Origin of the sequence: Methyloversatilis sp., from assembly GCF_051861465.1 — a bacterium.
Lineage (GTDB): Bacteria > Pseudomonadota > Gammaproteobacteria > Burkholderiales > Rhodocyclaceae > Methyloversatilis.
Window position 1 is genome coordinate 65,064 of the sequence record NZ_JBHYCQ010000008.1, and the last position, 17,049, is coordinate 82,112.

The window sequence follows — 17,049 nt, forward strand, 5'->3', positions numbered from 1 at the left end:
CGGATTGCGGCGCCTACCCCATGCCTCCCTTTCTCGCCCGCTGGATGCCCACCCGCGAACAATTGCTCGCGATACGCTGGCTGGCGCCGTTTGCCCGCTACCTGTCCGACGACCGGCTGTGGCACGCCGACCGGCAAAGTGTCGCCAAGGCCGTGTCGATCGGCCTGTTCTTCGGCTTGATGATTCCGTTCGCGCAATTCCTGTTCGCAATCGCGACGGCATTCGCGATGCGGGCAAACGTGGCCATCAGCGCAGGGTGTACGCTGATCACCAATCCATTCACGTTCCCGCCGATCTACTGGGCGGCCTACGAACTGGGCAGTTTCGTGCTCGACCGGCCGGGTTCCGACCGCGAGGTGCAGAACATCGAACAGTCGGCCGAAAAGATCGGCGAACTGGCGACCGGCTGGCTGGAAGGGTTCTGGATCTGGCTCGGTGCGGCCGGCATGCCGCTGGTTACCGGGCTGTTCATCATGGCGTGCACCGGAGCGATCGTCGGCTATCTTGCGGTCCATCTGCTGTGGCGCGATTCGAAACCGCATTCCGAGGCCCATTCCGAGCCCCACTCGAAGCACGACAGCCCGCGCTGACCCCGGCGGCGCGCCGTCATCGAACGAACGCGCGCGCCGGGTTAGAATCTCGAACTTTTTACCGGCTCCCGTGCCTGCGCGGTCCCCGAACTGAAGGCCATGAACGCTCACATGCAAATGATCACCGACGACGTCCGCATCAAGGATATCCGCGAACTCATCCCGCCGATGAAGCTGCTCGAAGACCTGCCGGCCAGCGATGTCGCTGCGCAAAGCACGTTCGGCGCGCGTCAGGCGATCCACCGCATCCTGCGCGGCGCCGACGACCGGCTGCTGGTCGTCATCGGTCCGTGTTCGATCCATGACTACAAGGCGGGCATGGAATACGCGAAGCTGCTGATGAAGCAGCGCGAGCGTCTGTCGGCCGACCTCGAAATCGTCATGCGCGTCTATTTCGAAAAGCCGCGCACCACGGTGGGCTGGAAGGGTCTGATCAACGATCCGTATCTGGACAACAGCTTCCAGATCAATGACGGCCTGCGCCTGGCGCGCCGCATCCTGCTCGAAGTGAACGAACTGGGCCTGCCGGCCGGCACCGAATTCCTCGACACCATCACGCCGCAGTACACCGGCGACCTGGTCGCCTGGGGCGCGATCGGCGCGCGCACGACGGAAAGCCAGGTGCACCGCGAACTGGCTTCCGGCCTGTCCTGCCCGGTCGGCTTCAAGAACGGTACCGACGGCAATGTGCGCATCGCGTCCGATGCGATCAAGTCGGCGCAGGCGCCGCACGTCTTCCTGTCGGTGACCAAGGCAGGCCACTCCGCCATCGTCACGACCGGGGGCAACGAAGACTGTCACGTCATCCTGCGCGGCGGCAAGGAGCCGAACTACGACGCCGAGGCGGTCGACAAGGTGTGCCGCGAACTGGCCGCTGCCGGTGTGCCGGCCAAGGTGATGATCGACTTCTCGCACGCCAACAGCCGCAAGCAATGCGCGCTGCAGATGGACGTGGCGCGCGACGTTGCGGCCCAGCTCGCCTGTGGCGAAGAGCGCATTTTCGGCGTCATGGTGGAATCGCACCTGAAGGAAGGCCGTCAGGACCTGGTCGCCGGCAAGGAGCCGGAGTACGGCATGAGCATCACCGACGCCTGCCTCGGCTGGGACAAGAGCGTGGAGCTGCTCGACACGCTGGCCGAAGCCGTGCGCGCGCGCCGTCGTGCCATTGCCGACCGCGACTGATCGGTGAGCCTGTTCTCCGCAACGGCGCCAGCCCACAACTGGCGCCGTTTCTACTTTGTGGCGCTGCTGCTCACGCTGCTGTTCCGCGGCTGGCTGGGTGCAGCGCTGCCCTTCACCGGCGACGAGGCGTATTTCTACTGGTGGGGCAGGATTCCCGCCGGGGGCTTTTACGACCACCCGCCCATGGTCGGCTGGTGGCTCGCCGGGCTGATCGCCGTGTCGGAAGCGGAGTGGTGGCTGCGCCTGCCGGCCATCCTGCAGCCTGCGCTGCTGTCCTTCATGCTGCTCGCCTTTCTGCGCGACGACCCGCACGCCACGCGCTGGGGTGTGGCCACACTGGTGTTGCTCGCGCCGGCCAGCGTGCTCGACGTCCTCATCACGACCGACATTCCGCTGGTGTATTTCAGCGTCGCGTCGGCGCTGGTGTTCCTGAGTGCCGTGCGCAGCCGCACATTCGGGCTGTTCGCGCTGAGCGGCCTGCTGCTGGGCGGCGCCTTCCTGTCGAAGTACTTCGCCGTGCTGCTCGGCTTTGCCTACATCGGCTGGGCACTGTGGCGGCCGGCCGTCTGGAAATGGAAGGCGTTGGCGCTGCTCGTGCTGTGCGCATTGCCGGCCGGGCTGTACAACGCCTGGTGGAACAGTCAGCACTGCTGGGCGAACGTGATGTTCAACGTGTTCAACCGGCATGGCAACGCCCACCTGTCCTGGGAAACGCCGCTGCTCTACGGCGCGATGATGGTGTGGCTGCTGACGCCCATGGTCGTTTGGGGCCTGCTGCGCGCGCCGGGCGCCTGGCTGCGCCAGGCGGCGCTGCCCTGGCTGGTCGTCGTGCCGCTGTCGATTTTCGGCCTGCTGTCGCTGGTCAAGACGATCGGCCTGCACTGGGTGTTTTCCTTCGTGCCGCTGGTGTTCCTGCTGTATGGCCGCAGCGTGTCCGATGTGACGCTGCAGCGGACGATCAGGTTCGCTGCCGTGATCGCTGCCGTGCATGTGGCGGCCGTGCTGGCGGTGGCCAGCCAGCCGGTCGAGCGCTGGGCCTCGCTGCTGGGCGAACGCAAGTACGCCGGCGTGGTGCAGACGGTCAAGACCGATGAGGTGATCGCCGCGCTCGGCGACGACGTGAATCGCTACGAGCTGATGACCGACGGCTACTCGCCGTCGGTCACCGTCGGCTACAACCACCGACGTTATTGGCCGGTGTTCGGTCCGGCGTCGAGCCATGCGCGCCACGATGACATGCTGACCGATTTCCGCCGCCTCGACGGTCGCGATGTGCTGGTGCTCAGCAAGGAAGCGCCGGAGCTGACCGACTACACGCCGTATTTCCGCGACGTGCAGGTCGACCTGCTCACGGTGCGCGGCGCGAAGTTCTGGCGCATCCGCGGACACGGCTTCGATTTCGCGGCCTATCATGCCGGCGTGCTCGAACCGGCGCGCCGCTACTGGTACGCGATTCCGGGCTGGCTGCCGCAGCAGGGCTGCTATTTCGAAGAGCGTTACTTCCGCTGAATGCCTGCAGGTTTGCCATCCGGCCACCGATCATGATTGCCGCCGCGCTCAAGTTGCTGCGACCCCACCAGTGGGTGAAGAACGGCTTCGTGTTCTTCGGCCTGCTGTTCGGTCACGCCTGGCACAACGCGGCCACGGTGCAGGCGGCCATCGTGGCCTTCCTCGCCTTCTGCCTGATGTCGAGCGCGGTGTATGCGCTGAATGATCTGCGCGACATCGAGCAGGACAGGCTGCATCCGGCGAAGCGGCAGCGGCCGCTGGCATCCGGCGCGCTGTCGCCGTCGGTGGCCATCCTGCTGATGTCGGCCTGCTCGATCGGCTCGCTGCTGCTGGCCTGGCAGGTCGGTGACACGCTGGTCTATCTGCTGTGTGTCTACGGGCTGATCAACTTCGGCTACAGCTATGGCCTCAAGCGCGTCGTGGTGCTCGACGTGTTCCTGATCAGCGCCGGCTTCATGCTGCGCCTGCTGGCCGGTACAACCGGTCTGGATATTCCCCCGTCGAACTGGCTGCTGATGTGCGGCCTGCTGCTGACCCTCTTCCTCGGCTTTTCCAAGCGGCGGGCGGAAATGATGTTGATGGACGAGTCGGGCGGGGCGCACCGCAAGGTGCTCGATCTGTATTCGCCCGCACTGCTCGACCAGTTCATCACAATTACCGGCGCCTGCGCCGTGGTGGCGTATTCGCTGTACACGGTCGATGAGGACACGGTGCGCATCCACGGTACGGCGGATCTCATCTACACCTTGCCGTTCGTGCTGTACGGCTTGTTCCGCTACCTGTACATGCTGCACCGCCGCGGTGGTGGCGGTGATCCGTCGTATGACCTGTTCCGCGACCCGCACCTGATCGTCGCAATGGCTGGCTGGCTGGCGGTTACGGTTTTCCTGCTGCGCTGATCGCACGGCGTCCGCAGGCTGTCGCGACGCACGATCGACGGCCTGTCCCGGGAATGCGGGAGTACCTCCCGCATTCCGCCGGTAAAATCCCCCGATTTCTGAACGGCATATTGCCCGCTGCACGGCGAAGGGCGCCGCAGCTGCTCCGTCAGTCCGGCAGCCAGGCCGTCAGATTCCCATGCCCTTGGTGCCCAGATAGGCGGGTATCCAGGCCTGCAGCAATTCGAGAAAGGCTTCGGCAGCCCGCGACAGGCGACGCTGCTGCAGCCGGACCACCTGCCAGCGTGACATCAGCGGAAACCCCTCTACCTGGAGGATGACCACTTCATCCTCGAGCAGCGGGTCGCGATGCAGCGTGTGGCGAGACAGGATGGACAAGCCCAGTCCGCCCGCCACCGCCTGCTTGATGGCCTCATTGCTGCCCAGTTCCATCCGTACATTCAGTGTTGCGCCCTGCTGCGACAGATAGTTCTCGATCGCGATGCGCGTGCCCGAACCCTGTTCGCGCATGATGAAGCGCTCTTTGGCGAGATCCTGCAGCTTCAGCAAGCCGGCGTTGGCCAGCGGGTGCGACGCTGGCGCAATTGCGACCAGCGGATTGTCGAGGAAGGAGTCGCAGGTGAGATCCATGTCCTCTGGCGGCTTCGTCATGACGTACATATCGTCGAGATTGGCCTGCATGCGCTCGATCAGGCGGTCCCGGTTCGCCACTTCCAGCTTCACATCGATGCCCGGGTGCTGCGCGCAGTAGGGCCCGAGCACCCGCGGCACGAAGTACTTCGCGGTACTGACCGCGGCCAGCCTGAGTGTGCCTCGGTGCAGGCTGCGGGTCGCCTGAAGGTTTTCCTCGAATTGCTGCCACTGAAGCTGTATGCCCTTCCACGCCGACAGCAGTTCCTCCCCGGCCGGGGTCAGGAAGGTGCGCCGGCCTATGGTGTCGAACAAGGGTTCGCCGACTGTTTCGGTCAGCTGCCGTACCTGCTGGGACACTGCCGGCTGGGTCAGGAAGAGCTGCTCCGACGCGCGCGTGAAGCTGCCGGTTTCAGCCACTTTCGCAAACACCTGCAACTGCCGGAGCGTAATATTCATAACCTTTTTATTATCGAATCAAGAAAAAAATAATATTTGTACTAATGGATCAAAGTTTTTAGCATCTCGCATCATTCATTGCAACCCGAATCATCCGTGTCCATCACCCTCGCGCCCAGCCCGCTTGCTTCTCTGCCCAAACACGGGTGGCGCACTTCACGTCTGACAGCGCTGGGGCACGCGAAGATGTTCGGAATCCTGTGCATGGACGACGCGGTTCGCTTCCGGCTCGCTCTGGCCGGCTTCATACCGGGCGCCGCAGGCGGTGATCGCAGTCACCGGGCGGATCGTCACAACGGCTCGTCCCACTCACGACAGATGGCATCCCTTCAACCCGACAACCCGCTGCGGCTCACTGGCTGACGCCGCAGGGACTCGTCCGGGGCAGCTCACCGCCCCGGATACCGCTTCCCTTGGCCAACCCTTCGGTCTTACCCGCCCACCTGTCTGATTCGTAAAAGAATCCGACGAGTGTGCGGGATTTTTTTATCCCGGCAAGGCTGCAAGTCGCGCATCCGGATGCCACAACCGCTGCAGCACCCGCTCCGCGGTGTCCGAGGCGGCCGAGGACCAGAAGCTTTCGGTTCCCCCAGGGTTGCCGCTGCGCAGAAGTCCGGCGTCGTTGAGTCGGTGCGCCAGCTGACGGGCCACCGAATCGCCGGTGTCGATCACCTGTACCGACGGCCCGACCTGCTGCTCGATCAAGCCGCGCAGGAAGGGGTAGTGCGTGCAGCCAAGCACGATCACGTCGGCACCGCCGGCCAGCAGCGGTTCGACATGCGACGCGACCAGCGCGCGGGTGGCCGGCGTGTCCAGTTCGCCACGTTCGACCGCCTCGACGAGGCCGGTGCCGGGCCGGGTGATCACGCGGACATCGCGGCCGAAGGTGTCGAGCAATGCAGCAAAGCGAGCGCTGGCCAGCGTGCCCGTGGTGGCAAGCAGGCCGACCACACCCGAGCGCGTGGCGGCGGCGGCGGGTTTGACGGCCGGTTCCATGCCGATCACCGGCACCTCCGGCCAACGGTCGCGCAGGGCGTGCGCCGCAGCCGCGGTGGCCGTATTGCAGGCAATCAGCAGCGCTTTCGCACCGCGGCCGAGCAGGAATTCGCCCATGCTCAGACTGCGCGCACGGATCCAGTCGGCGCTGCGTTCGCCATACGGCGCGTGGCCCGAATCGGCGACATACAGGAAGTCTTCGGCGGGCAGGCGCGACCGCGCGTGGCGCAGCACCGACAGGCCGCCGAGGCCGGAGTCGAAGACGCCTGTCGGGGCACTGCTCGCCGGCGTCACGATGGCCCTCCGGTCGTGGTCGTGCCTGAAGAACGCAGCGTCATCGCGATATCGTGATTGTTCCGGATCCAGCTGCCTTGGCCCGCATCTTCGGCGCTCATCCGCACGCGGTCTGCTCAGCCCGTCTCGCCGTCGTGCGCCCGGCCACGTTGCCACAGTACGTCGCCGCGGCCATCGAGCCGGTTGAAGGTGCGGCCGATGACGAACAGCAGGTCGGACAGACGGTTGAGGTATTGCCGGCTGGCGTCCGGCACCTGGCCTTCGGCGGCGGCGGCGATCACCGCGCGTTCGGCGCGCCGGCAGATCGTGCGCGCGAGGTGCGACAGCGCAGCCGCGCGTGTGCCGCCCGGCAGGATGAATTCCTTCAGTGGCTTGAGTTCGGCGTTCAGTCGTTCCAGTTCGGTTTCCAGCCGTGCCACCTGTTCGGGCTTGACCAGGTTGTAGCCCGGCACGGCCAGTTCGCCACCGAGGTCGAACAGATCGTGCTGGACGTCGGTCAGCAGCGCGGCAAGGTCGGGCGGCAGCGCTTCGCACAGCAGGACGCCGAGCGCGCTGTTCAGTTCGTCGACGTCGCCCAGCGCGTGCACGCGGGCACTGCATTTCGACACCCGCGTACCATCGCCCAGGCCGGTCTCGCCACCGTCACCGGTGCGTGTCGTAATTTTTGAAAGTCGGTTGGCCATGGCTGCTCGTGATGAGATGGATAAGAGCTATTGATTATAAGTCGGCTTATATATAAGGCCGTACCAGTTAGAATTCTTCATATATTCCCATGGTCACGTGCGTTGCGTGCTGACCGGATGCAAAACATGGAGCTGCCGCAAGCATGACCCAGACAATCGACCCCAAAGACTTCCTGCGCAAGCTGTTCCAGGCGGCGTTCGACGCCGCCAACCCGGATCTGTGCGTGCCGGCCAACCTGCCGCCGCCGCCCAAGGGGCGCACGCTGGTGGTCGGCGCCGGCAAGGCGGCCGCGTCGATGGCGCTGGCGGTCGAGAAAAACTGGCCGGGCGAACTGTCCGGGCTGGTGGTGACCCGTTACGGCCACGGCGCGCCGTGCCGACGCATCGAAGTGGTCGAGGCATCGCATCCGGTGCCCGATGCGGCCGGTCAGCAGGCGGCGAAGCGCATCCTGCAGTCGGTGCAGGGACTGACCGAAGACGACCTGGTGATCGCGCTGATATCCGGCGGCGGCTCGGCGCTGCTGTCCGCGCCGGCCGAAGGGCTGACGCTGGAGGACAAGCAGGCGGTCAACCGCGCGCTGCTGACCAGCGGCGCGGCGATCCAGGAAATGAATTGCGTGCGCAAGCACCTGTCGTCGATGAAGGGCGGCCGACTGGCGCAGGCCTGCTATCCGGCGCGCGTGTTCACGCTGGTCATTTCGGACGTACCGGGCGACGATCCGGCGGTGGTCGCGTCCGGCCCGACGGTGCCCGACACCACGACGCGCGAGGATGCGCTGGCCATCATCCGCCGCTACAACATCGAAGTGCCGACCGCGGTCATGAACTGGCTGTCGCGCCCCGAATCCGAAACGCCGAAGGCGGATGACCCGCGTCTGGCGCGTTGCGAAACGCGCACCATTTCGACCGCCCAGGCCTCGCTCCTGGCGGCCGCCGAGGTGGCCCGCGCGCACGGCGTGACGCCGCTGGTGCTGGGTGACATGATCGAAGGCGAGTCGGCCGATGCCGGCAAGGTGCTGGCCGGCATCGCCAAGGCGTGCGCGATCAACGGCACGCCGCTGGCGCCGCCTTGCGTGCTGTTGTCCGGCGGCGAGACCACGGTGACGCTGGGCCAGATCAAGCCGGGGCAGAAGCCGCGCGGCGGCCGCAATTCGGAATTCCTGCTGTCGCTGGCGATTGCGCTCGACGGCATGCCCGGCATCCATGCGGTATCCGGCGATACCGACGGTATCGACGGCAGCGAGGACAACGCAGGCGCCCTGGTCACTGACGACACGCTCGCCCGCGCGCGCGCCGCCGGCATCGACGCCCGCCACATGCTCGATGTGCACGACGCGTACGGCTTCTTCCACGGCATCGAGGACCTCATCGTGACCGGACCGACGCTGACCAATGTGAACGACTTCCGCGCCATCTACGTCGAGAAGAAGGCCTGACGCGCATTCGCTTTCAGCGGAAAGCGTCAGCAGGCGGCGCCCCTGTGGGATCGCCGCTCCCACAGCACCCGCTCCACCCGCGGCGGGTCATGCCCGGCCAGCCGTCGTTCAAGTCGGCACGTTTCGGTGTCGCCGGATCGCTTCGTCGCAACCGTCCGCCGTCGCGGATGTCTGCGGGTATCATCGACCGCATGATTGCACCCGAAAACGAGCCATGAGCGCATTGCCGCAGGCCCACGCCGAAACCGCCCACACCCGTTCCGCTGCCGCTGCACCCGCGGCGATCGCCCCGGCTGTCCTGATTGCCGAACTGTCGCGCGTGCTGCCGGCCGACTGCCTGATCACGGACGCCGGTCGCCTGCGTGCCTACGAATGCGACGGTCTGATGCTGATGCGCGAAATGCCGCTTGCCGTCGCGCTGCCGACGACCGAGGCGCAGGTGGTCGCCGTGCTGCGCACCTGTCACCGGCTCGGTGTGCCGGTGGTGCCGCGCGGCGCCGGCACCGGACTGTCCGGCGGTGCCACGCCGCACAAGCAGGGCGTCGTGCTGTCGACGGCGCGCATGAACCGCATCGTGTCGGTCGACCGGCTGGCGCAGCAGGCGGTGGTCCAGCCGGGCGTGCGTAATCTTGCGGTGTCCGAAGCGGCGGCGCCGCACGGCCTGTATTACGCACCGGATCCATCGTCGCAGATCGCCTGCAGCATCGGCGGCAATGTGGCGGAGAACTCCGGCGGCGTGCATTGCCTGAAGTACGGCCTGACCGTGCACAACGTGTTGCGCGTGCGCATGGTCAGCATGGCCGGCGACGTGATGGAGGTGGGCAGTGCCGCGCCGGACAGTCCGGGCTATGACCTGCTGGCCGTCACCATCGGTTCGGAAGGCCTGCTCGGCGTCGTCACCGAAGTGACCGTGAAGCTGGTGCCCCGGCCACGCGTGGCGCGCTGCGTGCTCGCGGCCTTCGACGACGTGCGCCGTGCCGGTCAGGCGGTGGCCGACATCATCGCGGCCGGCATCATCCCGGCGGGCCTGGAAATGATGGACCAGGCAACGACGGTGGCGGTCGAAGCGTTCGTGCATGCCGGTTACCCGCTGGATGCCGCGGCCATCCTGCTGTGTGAGTCCGATGGCACGGCAGAAGAAGTGGAGGACGAGATTGCCCGTGTGCGCGCGCTGCTCGACACAGCCGGTGCTACCGAAGTCCGCGTGTCCGACGGCGAAGCCGAAAGGCTGCGTTTCTGGGCCGGCCGCAAGGCGGCTTTCCCGGCGGCCGGCCGCATTTCGCCCGACTACTACTGCATGGACGGCACCATTCCGCGGCGCAAGCTGGCCGACATGCTGGAAGCGATGAATGCGATGTCGGACAAGTACGGCCTGCGCTGCCTGAACGTGTTCCACGCGGGCGACGGCAATCTGCATCCGTTGATCCTGTTCGATTCGAACGATGCGGATTCGCTGCACCGCGCCGAGGCCTTCGGCATCGAAATCCTCGAACTGTCGGTCGCGCTGGGTGGCACCATCACCGGCGAGCATGGCGTCGGGCTGGAGAAGATCAACCAGATGTGCGTGCAGTTCGCACCCGGTGAGCTCGACATGTTCCATCGCGTGAAGGCGGCCTTCGATCCTGCCGGTCTGATGAATCCGGGCAAGGCGGTGCCGACGCTGCACCGCTGCGCCGAAATGGGGGGCATGCACGTGCATCACGGCGAACTGCCGCACCCCGACCTGCCGCGCTTCTGACCATGACCCATCCTTTCCATTCGACGTTGCACGAGCTGGTGCTGGATGCGGCCGCGCAAGGCCGCACACTGCGCCCGCACGGCAGCGGCTCGAAGGATTTTCTCGCGCAGCAGCTCGCTGGCGCGCCGCTCGACATGCGCGGTGCCCAGGGTGTCATCGCCTACGAGCCGTCCGAGCTCTACATCACGGCGCACGCCGGCACACGCGTGGCGGACATCGAAGCGCTGCTGGCCGCGCGCCAGCAGATGCTGGCGTTCGAGCCGCCGCTGTTCGGCCCCGGCGTCACCGTGGGCGGCATGGTGGCGAGCGGCCTGTCCGGCCCGCGCCGCATGGCTGCGGGCAGCCTGCGCGACTTCGTGCTCGGCGTCACCGTGATGGACGGCCAGGGGCGCGTGCTGCGCTTCGGCGGCCAGGTGATGAAGAATGTTGCGGGCTTTGACGTATCGCGTCTGATCGCCGGCAGTTTCGGCACGCTGGGCCTCATTCTCGACGTGACGTTGAAGGTGCTGCCGGTGCCCCAGGCCGAACAGACCTGCCTGCTCGAACTCGACGATGCGATGGCGCTGCAGCGCCTGCGCGAGTGGGGCGCGCAGCCACTGCCGATTTCCGCCACCTGCTGGCATGGCGGCCGGCTGCACGTCAGGCTGTCGGGCGCCCAGGCGGCGCTCGATGCCGCGGCACAGCTGATCGGCGGCGAGGCGGTCGACGCCGTCGAAGCGGCCGCGCTGTGGCAGTCGGTACGCAATCACACGCACGCCTTCTTCGATGGCGATGCGCCGCTGTGGCGCGTCGCGCTGCCGCCGACGGCGCCGCATCTGGCGCTCGATGGCGACAGCCTGACCGAATGGAACGGCCTGCAGCGCTGGTTGCGCAGCGACACCGACGCCGATGCGCTGCGTCACGTGGTCGGTGCGCTGGGCGGACATGCCACCCTGTTCCGCGGCGGCCGGACCGTGGACCGGGCGCTCGGCGTGTTCGAACCGCTCAAGCCCGAGGTGATGGCAGTCAGCCAGCGCCTGAAGCAGGCTTTCGACCCGTCCGGCGTGTTCAGCCCCGGACGGCTGTACTCCGAACTTTAAGAGCGATCCCGATGCAGACCGGACTGGCCGATTTCATCCGCAGCACGCCGGAGGGCGACGCGGCCGAGGCAGTGCTGCGCAAGTGCGTGCATTGCGGTTTCTGTAACGCCACCTGCCCGACCTATCAGCTGCTCGGCGACGAACTCGACGGTCCGCGCGGCCGCATCTACCTGATGAAGCAGATGTTCGAGGGCGCCGTACCGGCCGAAACCGTGCTGCCGCACCTCGACCGTTGTCTGACCTGTCGGAATTGCGAATCCACCTGTCCGTCCGGTGTGCGCTACAGCGAGTTGGTCGATATCGGCCGTGCCGTGGCGGAGCGTCGCACGCAACGGCCGCTGGCCGCGCGCGCGGCGCGCTGGGTGCTGCGGGAAGGACTGTCGCGATCGGGTGTGTTCAACACGGCACTGGCGCTCGGCCGGCTCGCCCGACCGTTGCTGCCGGCCTCGCTGGCCGCCAAGGTGGCGCCTCGACGCGATGCCGGCAGCTGGCCGCCGGTGCGTCACGCACGACGCATGCTCGTGCTGGCCGGCTGCGTGCAGCCGGCGCTGATGCCGGACGTGAATGCCGCCGCCGCGCGGGTGCTTGATCTGGTCGGCATTTCGCTGGTCGAGGCAGCGCGTGCCGGTTGTTGTGGCGCCTTGCGCTTTCACCTGAACGACCAGGACGGCGGACGACGCGACATGCGCGCGCTGATCGACGCCTGGTGGCCGGCCATCGACAGCGGCGAGATCGAAGCCATCGTGATGACTGCGTCCGGCTGCGGCACCACGGTGCGCGAGTACGGCCACCTTCTGGCCGATGACCCGCAGTACGCACAGCGCGCCGCACGCGTCGGTGCGATGACGAAGGATCTGTCGGAAATCCTGCACGCCGAGCGGGTGCAGATCGAAGGCCTGTTCGCGGCGCAGCCGCCGGTGCCGACCGCGCTTGCCTATCATCCGCCCTGTTCGCTGCAGCACGGCCAGCAGGTGCGCGGTCTCGCCGAAGGTCTGCTGAGTGCCGCCGGCTACGAACTTGCACCGGTCACCGACAGCCACCTGTGCTGTGGTTCGGCCGGCAGCTATTCGCTGTTGCAGCCGCAGTTGTCCCGCACGCTGCGCGACAACAAGCTGCACGCGCTGCAGGCGGCGCCGGTGAAGGGGATCGCCAGTGCCAATGTCGGCTGTATCGCACACCTGCAGACCGGCACCGGAACGCCGGTACGGCACTGGATCGAATGGTTGGAGGAGGCGCTGACAACGGCTGCATGAGCGCATCGCTTGCGGTTCAAGTTGCGGCAATTCCTGCCGTTACTTGACGTAACCCGCAATAGATCCGGAAGAGAACCCCCGCCATGCAAAAAGCGCGCAGCAAGATTCCCGATACCGCAGATGCCCTGCTCGATTCCACCGCCGTATTGCTGCCGGCAAAGCCGCATCTGCTGATGGAAATCGACAACCTGATGCGAGCGCCGGATTTCGAGGTGGGCGATCTGGCCGAATCCATTTCGCGCGATCCAGGCGTGCTGTCGGCGCTGTTCAAGCTGTGCCGATCACCGGCCTACAGCCGCGGCCGCGCGCCGAGTAACGCCGAGCAGGTGCTGATGCTGGTCGGTCTGTCGCAGACCGTGAATCTCGTGCGAGGCATTTCGATCCGTCAGGTGGCGAGCGGAGCCGGTCCGCAGATGTCGCACTTCTGGTCGCGGTGCGACGAGATTGCCGCGATCGCCTCGCAGATCGCCAGCGAGCGCGTCGCGGTGTGCAATGTGTTCCCGGACCAGGCCTATCTGGCCGCAATGTTCCACGATTGTGGTGTGCCGCTGCTGTGCACCCGCTTTCCGGAGTACTGGAAGCGGCTCAATCTCGATGACGACACTGTCTGGGTCGATCTCGCGCTCGAAAACACGAGCTATCGGCTGGATCACGCGACGGTGGGCTACTGGGTTGCCCGCAACTGGGGTCTGCCGGAACTGATCGTGCAGGCGATCCAGCACCATCACGTCATGCCGGACGATGACACGTTCGGCCTGCGCAGCACGATCGGCATCGTCGCGCTCGCCACCCACATCTACCTGCGCAACAAGGGGCTGGGCGACCCGTCCTGGGCGGTGCGCGGGCCGGAAATCCTGTCCGAACTCGGTATCCACGCTGCGGCGCTGGACGAATACATCGATGAAATCAATGAACGGCACGTCAGTCTGGCGGTGTGAATATTCGTCACAATCTTCCGGTGTTTGTGACGCCGGGTGACGCGGGTCGCAGCGGACCCGCCTGCACGGCTAGAATCAGGGGACGTACCCGGAAACCTTCATGGCACTAAAATTAGACAGTTGCGTTGCGCAGCACATCGGTGACCGCAAGGAACAGCAGGACCGCGCCGCAGTCTTCCCGCACAGCCGCCACAAGGGCATGCTGATGGCGGTGCTCGCCGACGGCATGGGCGGGCACAGCGGCGGTGCGATGGCGGCCGAGCAGGTCGTGATGAAGGCACGCGACAACTTCGAGGCCTACGCGCCCGCGGTCGAAACGCCGGAAGACCTGCTGCGCAGCGTGGTCGAGGAAGCGCACGTGGTGATCAAGCTCACCCGTTTCACGACCGAACAGGATCCGCATTCCACCGCCTGCGTGCTGTTGATGCAGTCGGGTCGCGTGGACTGGGCGCACTGCGGTGATTCGCGCATCTACCATTTCCGCCATGACAAGCGTGTCGCCATCAGTCAGGACCACTCACTGGTCGGCGAACTGATCCGCCAGGGCCGGCTCGACGAGGAAGGGGCCAAGACGCATCCGCAGCGCAATCTGCTGCTGCACTGCCTTGGTGCGCAGAAGGAGCCGATGATCGACTACGGCGGCGCCACCGACCTGGCCGACGGCGACAGCTTCCTGATCTGTTCGGACGGCCTCTGGGCCTATTTTTCCGACGAGGAAATCGGCGGTGTGCTGTCCGTCTTTTCGGCTCGCGAGGCGGCCGAAACGCTGATCAAGCGCGCGCGGGACAGGGGCCGGCCGACCGGTGACAATGTGTCGCTCATCCTCATCAAGCTGATCGACGTCGAAGCGCGCGAGAAGGCCGAACGCGAACGGCTGGATTCGGCCCGGCGCAAGCTCGGCGGCATGAAGGACTGAGCGCGGCCGCCTGGCCGCAACGGCTCAGTCCATCCAGTGCCGGCGCCAGAACAGCATGCCGAGCAGCGCCGCAATGCCGGTCATGAGCGCCAGTGCCAGCAGGAAGCCATGCGGTGAATCCAGCCAGGGCATGTGGCGGAAATTCATGCCGAACACACCGGCCACCAGCGCCGCCGGCATGAACAGCGTGGTGATCACGGTCAGGATGCGCACCTCCTGATTCACCCGCTGGCTCATCGCCGACAGGTACACATCCAGCAGACCGGACAGCGTTTCGCGCATCGCATCGACCGATTCGATCAGGAATGTCAGGTGGTCCTGCACGTCGCGCAGATAGACACGCGTTTCCGGCGTCACCAGCGGATGGTCGCCGCGCTGCAGGCTGCTGATCACTTCGCGCAACGGCCACAGCGCGCGTCGCAGCGCCATGGTGTCGCGCCTCGCCTCGTGCAGCGTGGCGATCTGTGCACTCGCCGGGTGTTCGAACAGCGCTTCTTCCAGTCGATCAAGCCGGTCGTCGATGCGCTCGATCACGCCGAAATAGTTGTCCACCACGGCATCGATCAGGCTGTAGGCCAGCAGGTCGATGCCGCTGTTGCGCAGGCTGCCCAGCGATTTGCGCAGCCGCTCGCGCACCGGTTCGAAACTGCCGGTCGGACGTTCCTGGAAGCTGAGCAGGAAATCAGTGCCGAGCACCAGACTGAACTGTTCCGATGACAGCGTGTGACCGTCATCCGACAGCTGAAGCACGCGCGCGACGATGAACAGCTGGTCGCCGTAGTCTTCCACCTTGGGCCGCTGTTCGGTGTTGGCGATGTCTTCCAGCACCAGCGGATGCAGCCCGAAACGCTGGCCGATTTCGGCCAGCACGCGGGTGTCGTGCACGCCATAGACGTTCAGCCAGCGCAGCGGCAGCGTGGCCTCATGCTGACGCGACTGTTCGAGCGACGTGAAGCGGGTTTCCTGCAACGCGTCCGGTCCGTACTCGATCAGCGAGATGCCGGCCGCCTGTTCGCGCGTCGCGCCGATGAACACCACCGAGCCCGGTGCCAGGCCGCGTTTGCTGGACCGGCGTGACGCGCCGCGGGCTCGTTTCGGCGTGGTTTGTCGATTCATAAGTAAACCTTTATTTTGGTATACCCCCCTGCGCACTGCGCTGCCTGAGGATAGTATGCGAAGCCGGCCGGGGGGCCGCTTTCGGCGACCGCCCGGGCATCCAGAAACATCGGCACCGCCGCGCCATCGACGCGGCCCGTCAGCACGATGTTCAGCGCAGGAAGTTCATTACGGGGGAGGGTACATGGCAGTCACCATTGGTGTGCCGAAGGAGTCGGCCGAGGGCGAACAGCGCGTGGCGCTGACGCCCGAAGTGGTCAAGAAGTTTGCCGCACTGGGCGCCGCGATACAGATACAGACCGGCGCAGGTGCAAGCAGCCATTACAGCGACGAGGACTACGTCGCCGCGGGCGCAACCATCGTGGACAGCAGCGAAGCGATCCACACGCAGTCCGATATCGTGCTGCGGGTCGGCGTGCCGACCAATATGCAGATCGAGTCGCTGAAGCCGGGTGCCGTATTGACCGGCTTCCTGCAGCCCTATGCCGACCGCGCGCGCGCCGTGCGGCTGGCCGAGCGCAACATCACGAGTTTTGCGGTCGAACTGGTGCCGCGCATTTCGCGCGCCCAGAGCATGGACGCGCTGTCGTCGCAGGCCGCCGTGGCCGGCTATCAATGCGTGCTGATCGCTGCCGGGCAGTGCCCGAAGTTCTTTCCGATGCTGACCTACGCTGCGGGCACGATCCGTCCGGCTCGCGCACTGGTGATCGGTGCCGGTGTGGCCGGCCTGCAGGCCATCGCCACGGCAAAGCGGCTCGGTGCCATCGTCGAAGCCTATGACGTGCGGCCGGAAACGAAGGAACAGATCGAGTCGCTCGGTGCCAAGTTCGTCGATACCGGCGTGTCGGCAGCCGGTGCGGGCGGCTACGCGCGCGAACTGACCGAAGAGGAAAAGGCGCAGCAGGCCGTGAAGCTGGGCAAGGCGGTGGCCAACGCCGACGTGCTCATCACGACCGCAGCCATCCCGGGCAAGCGTGCGCCGCGCATCATCACGCTCGACATGGTGCAGGGCATGAAGGCCGGCGCCATCGTGGTCGACATGGCGTGCGAATCGGGCGGCAACGTCGACGGCACGATCGCCGGCCAGTCGGTGCATGTGGGCAACGCCCTGGTCATCGGCCCGACGAACATCACGTCGCGCATGCCGGTGCATTCGTCGGACATGTATGCCAAGAATCTTTTCAACCTGCTGTCACCTTTCGTCAAGGACGGTCAGTTCGCGCCGGACTGGGACGACGATGTGATCTCCGGTACCGCGCTCACCCACGGTGGTGAGGTGCGTCACACGATGGTGAAGAAGGTGTTCGGCCTCTGAGCCCGCCCAAAAAAGA

15 protein-coding genes are annotated in these 17,049 nt (G+C 66.0%); 11 read left to right on the forward strand and 4 right to left on the reverse strand.

Annotation, left to right across the window (positions count from 1 at the left end; genetic code table 11):
- The first annotated feature begins 20 nt into the window (after window positions 1-20).
- The 4 genes from ACTIFF_RS12785 to ACTIFF_RS12800 all read left to right on the forward strand — a co-directional run bounded on the left by ACTIFF_RS12785 (window position 21) and on the right by ACTIFF_RS12800 (window position 4,180).
- Window positions 21-590 (forward strand): DUF2062 domain-containing protein, encoded by a 570-nt coding sequence (locus tag ACTIFF_RS12785; RefSeq protein WP_439537170.1) that lies wholly within the window; start codon window positions 21-23, stop codon window positions 588-590.
- A gap of 111 nt (window positions 591-701) precedes the next feature.
- Entirely contained in the window at window positions 702-1,772 is a 1,071-nt protein-coding gene (gene aroG / locus ACTIFF_RS12790; RefSeq protein ID WP_439537171.1) for a 3-deoxy-7-phosphoheptulonate synthase AroG, read from the forward strand.
- 3 nt (window positions 1,773-1,775) lie between these two features.
- Window positions 1,776-3,281: an ArnT family glycosyltransferase gene (locus ACTIFF_RS12795; protein WP_439537172.1), complete on the forward strand. Its 1,506-nt coding sequence runs from the start codon at window positions 1,776-1,778 to the stop codon at window positions 3,279-3,281.
- Between the two features lie 32 nt (window positions 3,282-3,313).
- Window positions 3,314-4,180, forward strand: a complete 867-nt coding sequence (locus tag ACTIFF_RS12800) for a decaprenyl-phosphate phosphoribosyltransferase (protein ID WP_439537173.1) — start codon at window positions 3,314-3,316, stop codon at window positions 4,178-4,180.
- Window positions 4,181-4,348: 168 nt separating this feature from the next.
- Here the strand turns inward: ACTIFF_RS12800 and ACTIFF_RS12805 are convergent, their stop codons facing one another.
- The 3 genes from ACTIFF_RS12805 to ACTIFF_RS12815 form a co-directional block, all read right to left on the reverse strand.
- Window positions 4,349-5,269 carry a LysR family transcriptional regulator gene (locus tag ACTIFF_RS12805; protein WP_439537174.1) on the reverse strand — a complete coding sequence of 307 codons (921 nt, stop codon included), beginning with the start codon at window positions 5,267-5,269 and terminating at the stop codon, window positions 4,349-4,351.
- Window positions 5,270-5,755: 486 nt separating this feature from the next.
- Window positions 5,756-6,559: a glutamate racemase gene (gene murI, locus ACTIFF_RS12810; protein ID WP_439537175.1), complete on the reverse strand. Its 804-nt coding sequence runs from the start codon at window positions 6,557-6,559 to the stop codon at window positions 5,756-5,758.
- Between the two features lie 116 nt (window positions 6,560-6,675).
- Entirely contained in the window at window positions 6,676-7,242 is a 567-nt protein-coding gene (locus ACTIFF_RS12815; protein ID WP_439537176.1) for a cob(I)yrinic acid a,c-diamide adenosyltransferase, read from the reverse strand.
- A 143-nt stretch (window positions 7,243-7,385) separates the two neighbouring features.
- On the opposite strand from ACTIFF_RS12815, the gene ACTIFF_RS12820 reads away from it, so the two are divergent.
- The 6 genes from ACTIFF_RS12820 to ACTIFF_RS12845 all read left to right on the forward strand — a co-directional run bounded on the left by ACTIFF_RS12820 (window position 7,386) and on the right by ACTIFF_RS12845 (window position 14,602).
- Window positions 7,386-8,678, forward strand: a complete 1,293-nt coding sequence (locus tag ACTIFF_RS12820; RefSeq protein ID WP_439537177.1) for a glycerate kinase type-2 family protein — start codon at window positions 7,386-7,388, stop codon at window positions 8,676-8,678.
- Between the two features lie 214 nt (window positions 8,679-8,892).
- The gene (locus ACTIFF_RS12825; protein WP_439537178.1) at window positions 8,893-10,416 is read left to right on the forward strand and encodes an FAD-linked oxidase C-terminal domain-containing protein; all 1,524 of its coding nucleotides are present in this window, start codon (window positions 8,893-8,895) and stop codon (window positions 10,414-10,416) included.
- A 2-nt stretch (window positions 10,417-10,418) separates the two neighbouring features.
- Window positions 10,419-11,495: a glycolate oxidase subunit GlcE gene (glcE, locus tag ACTIFF_RS12830; protein WP_439537179.1), complete on the forward strand. Its 1,077-nt coding sequence runs from the start codon at window positions 10,419-10,421 to the stop codon at window positions 11,493-11,495.
- A gap of 11 nt (window positions 11,496-11,506) precedes the next feature.
- Entirely contained in the window at window positions 11,507-12,748 is a 1,242-nt protein-coding gene (gene glcF, locus ACTIFF_RS12835) for a glycolate oxidase subunit GlcF (RefSeq protein ID WP_439537180.1), read from the forward strand.
- Window positions 12,749-12,831: 83 nt separating this feature from the next.
- The gene (locus ACTIFF_RS12840) at window positions 12,832-13,686 is read left to right on the forward strand and encodes an HDOD domain-containing protein (protein ID WP_439537181.1); all 855 of its coding nucleotides are present in this window, start codon (window positions 12,832-12,834) and stop codon (window positions 13,684-13,686) included.
- Window positions 13,687-13,786: 100 nt separating this feature from the next.
- A complete protein-coding gene (locus tag ACTIFF_RS12845) occupies window positions 13,787-14,602 on the forward strand; it encodes a PP2C family protein-serine/threonine phosphatase (protein WP_439537182.1) in 816 nt (271 codons plus the stop codon).
- A gap of 24 nt (window positions 14,603-14,626) precedes the next feature.
- Here the strand turns inward: ACTIFF_RS12845 and corA are convergent, their stop codons facing one another.
- Window positions 14,627-15,718: a magnesium/cobalt transporter CorA gene (corA, locus tag ACTIFF_RS12850; protein ID WP_439537183.1), complete on the reverse strand. Its 1,092-nt coding sequence runs from the start codon at window positions 15,716-15,718 to the stop codon at window positions 14,627-14,629.
- A gap of 184 nt (window positions 15,719-15,902) precedes the next feature.
- On the opposite strand from corA, the gene ACTIFF_RS12855 reads away from it, so the two are divergent.
- Window positions 15,903-17,033 (forward strand): Re/Si-specific NAD(P)(+) transhydrogenase subunit alpha, encoded by a 1,131-nt coding sequence (locus ACTIFF_RS12855; protein WP_439537184.1) that lies wholly within the window; start codon window positions 15,903-15,905, stop codon window positions 17,031-17,033.
- Window positions 17,034-17,049: the final 16 nt, after the last annotated feature.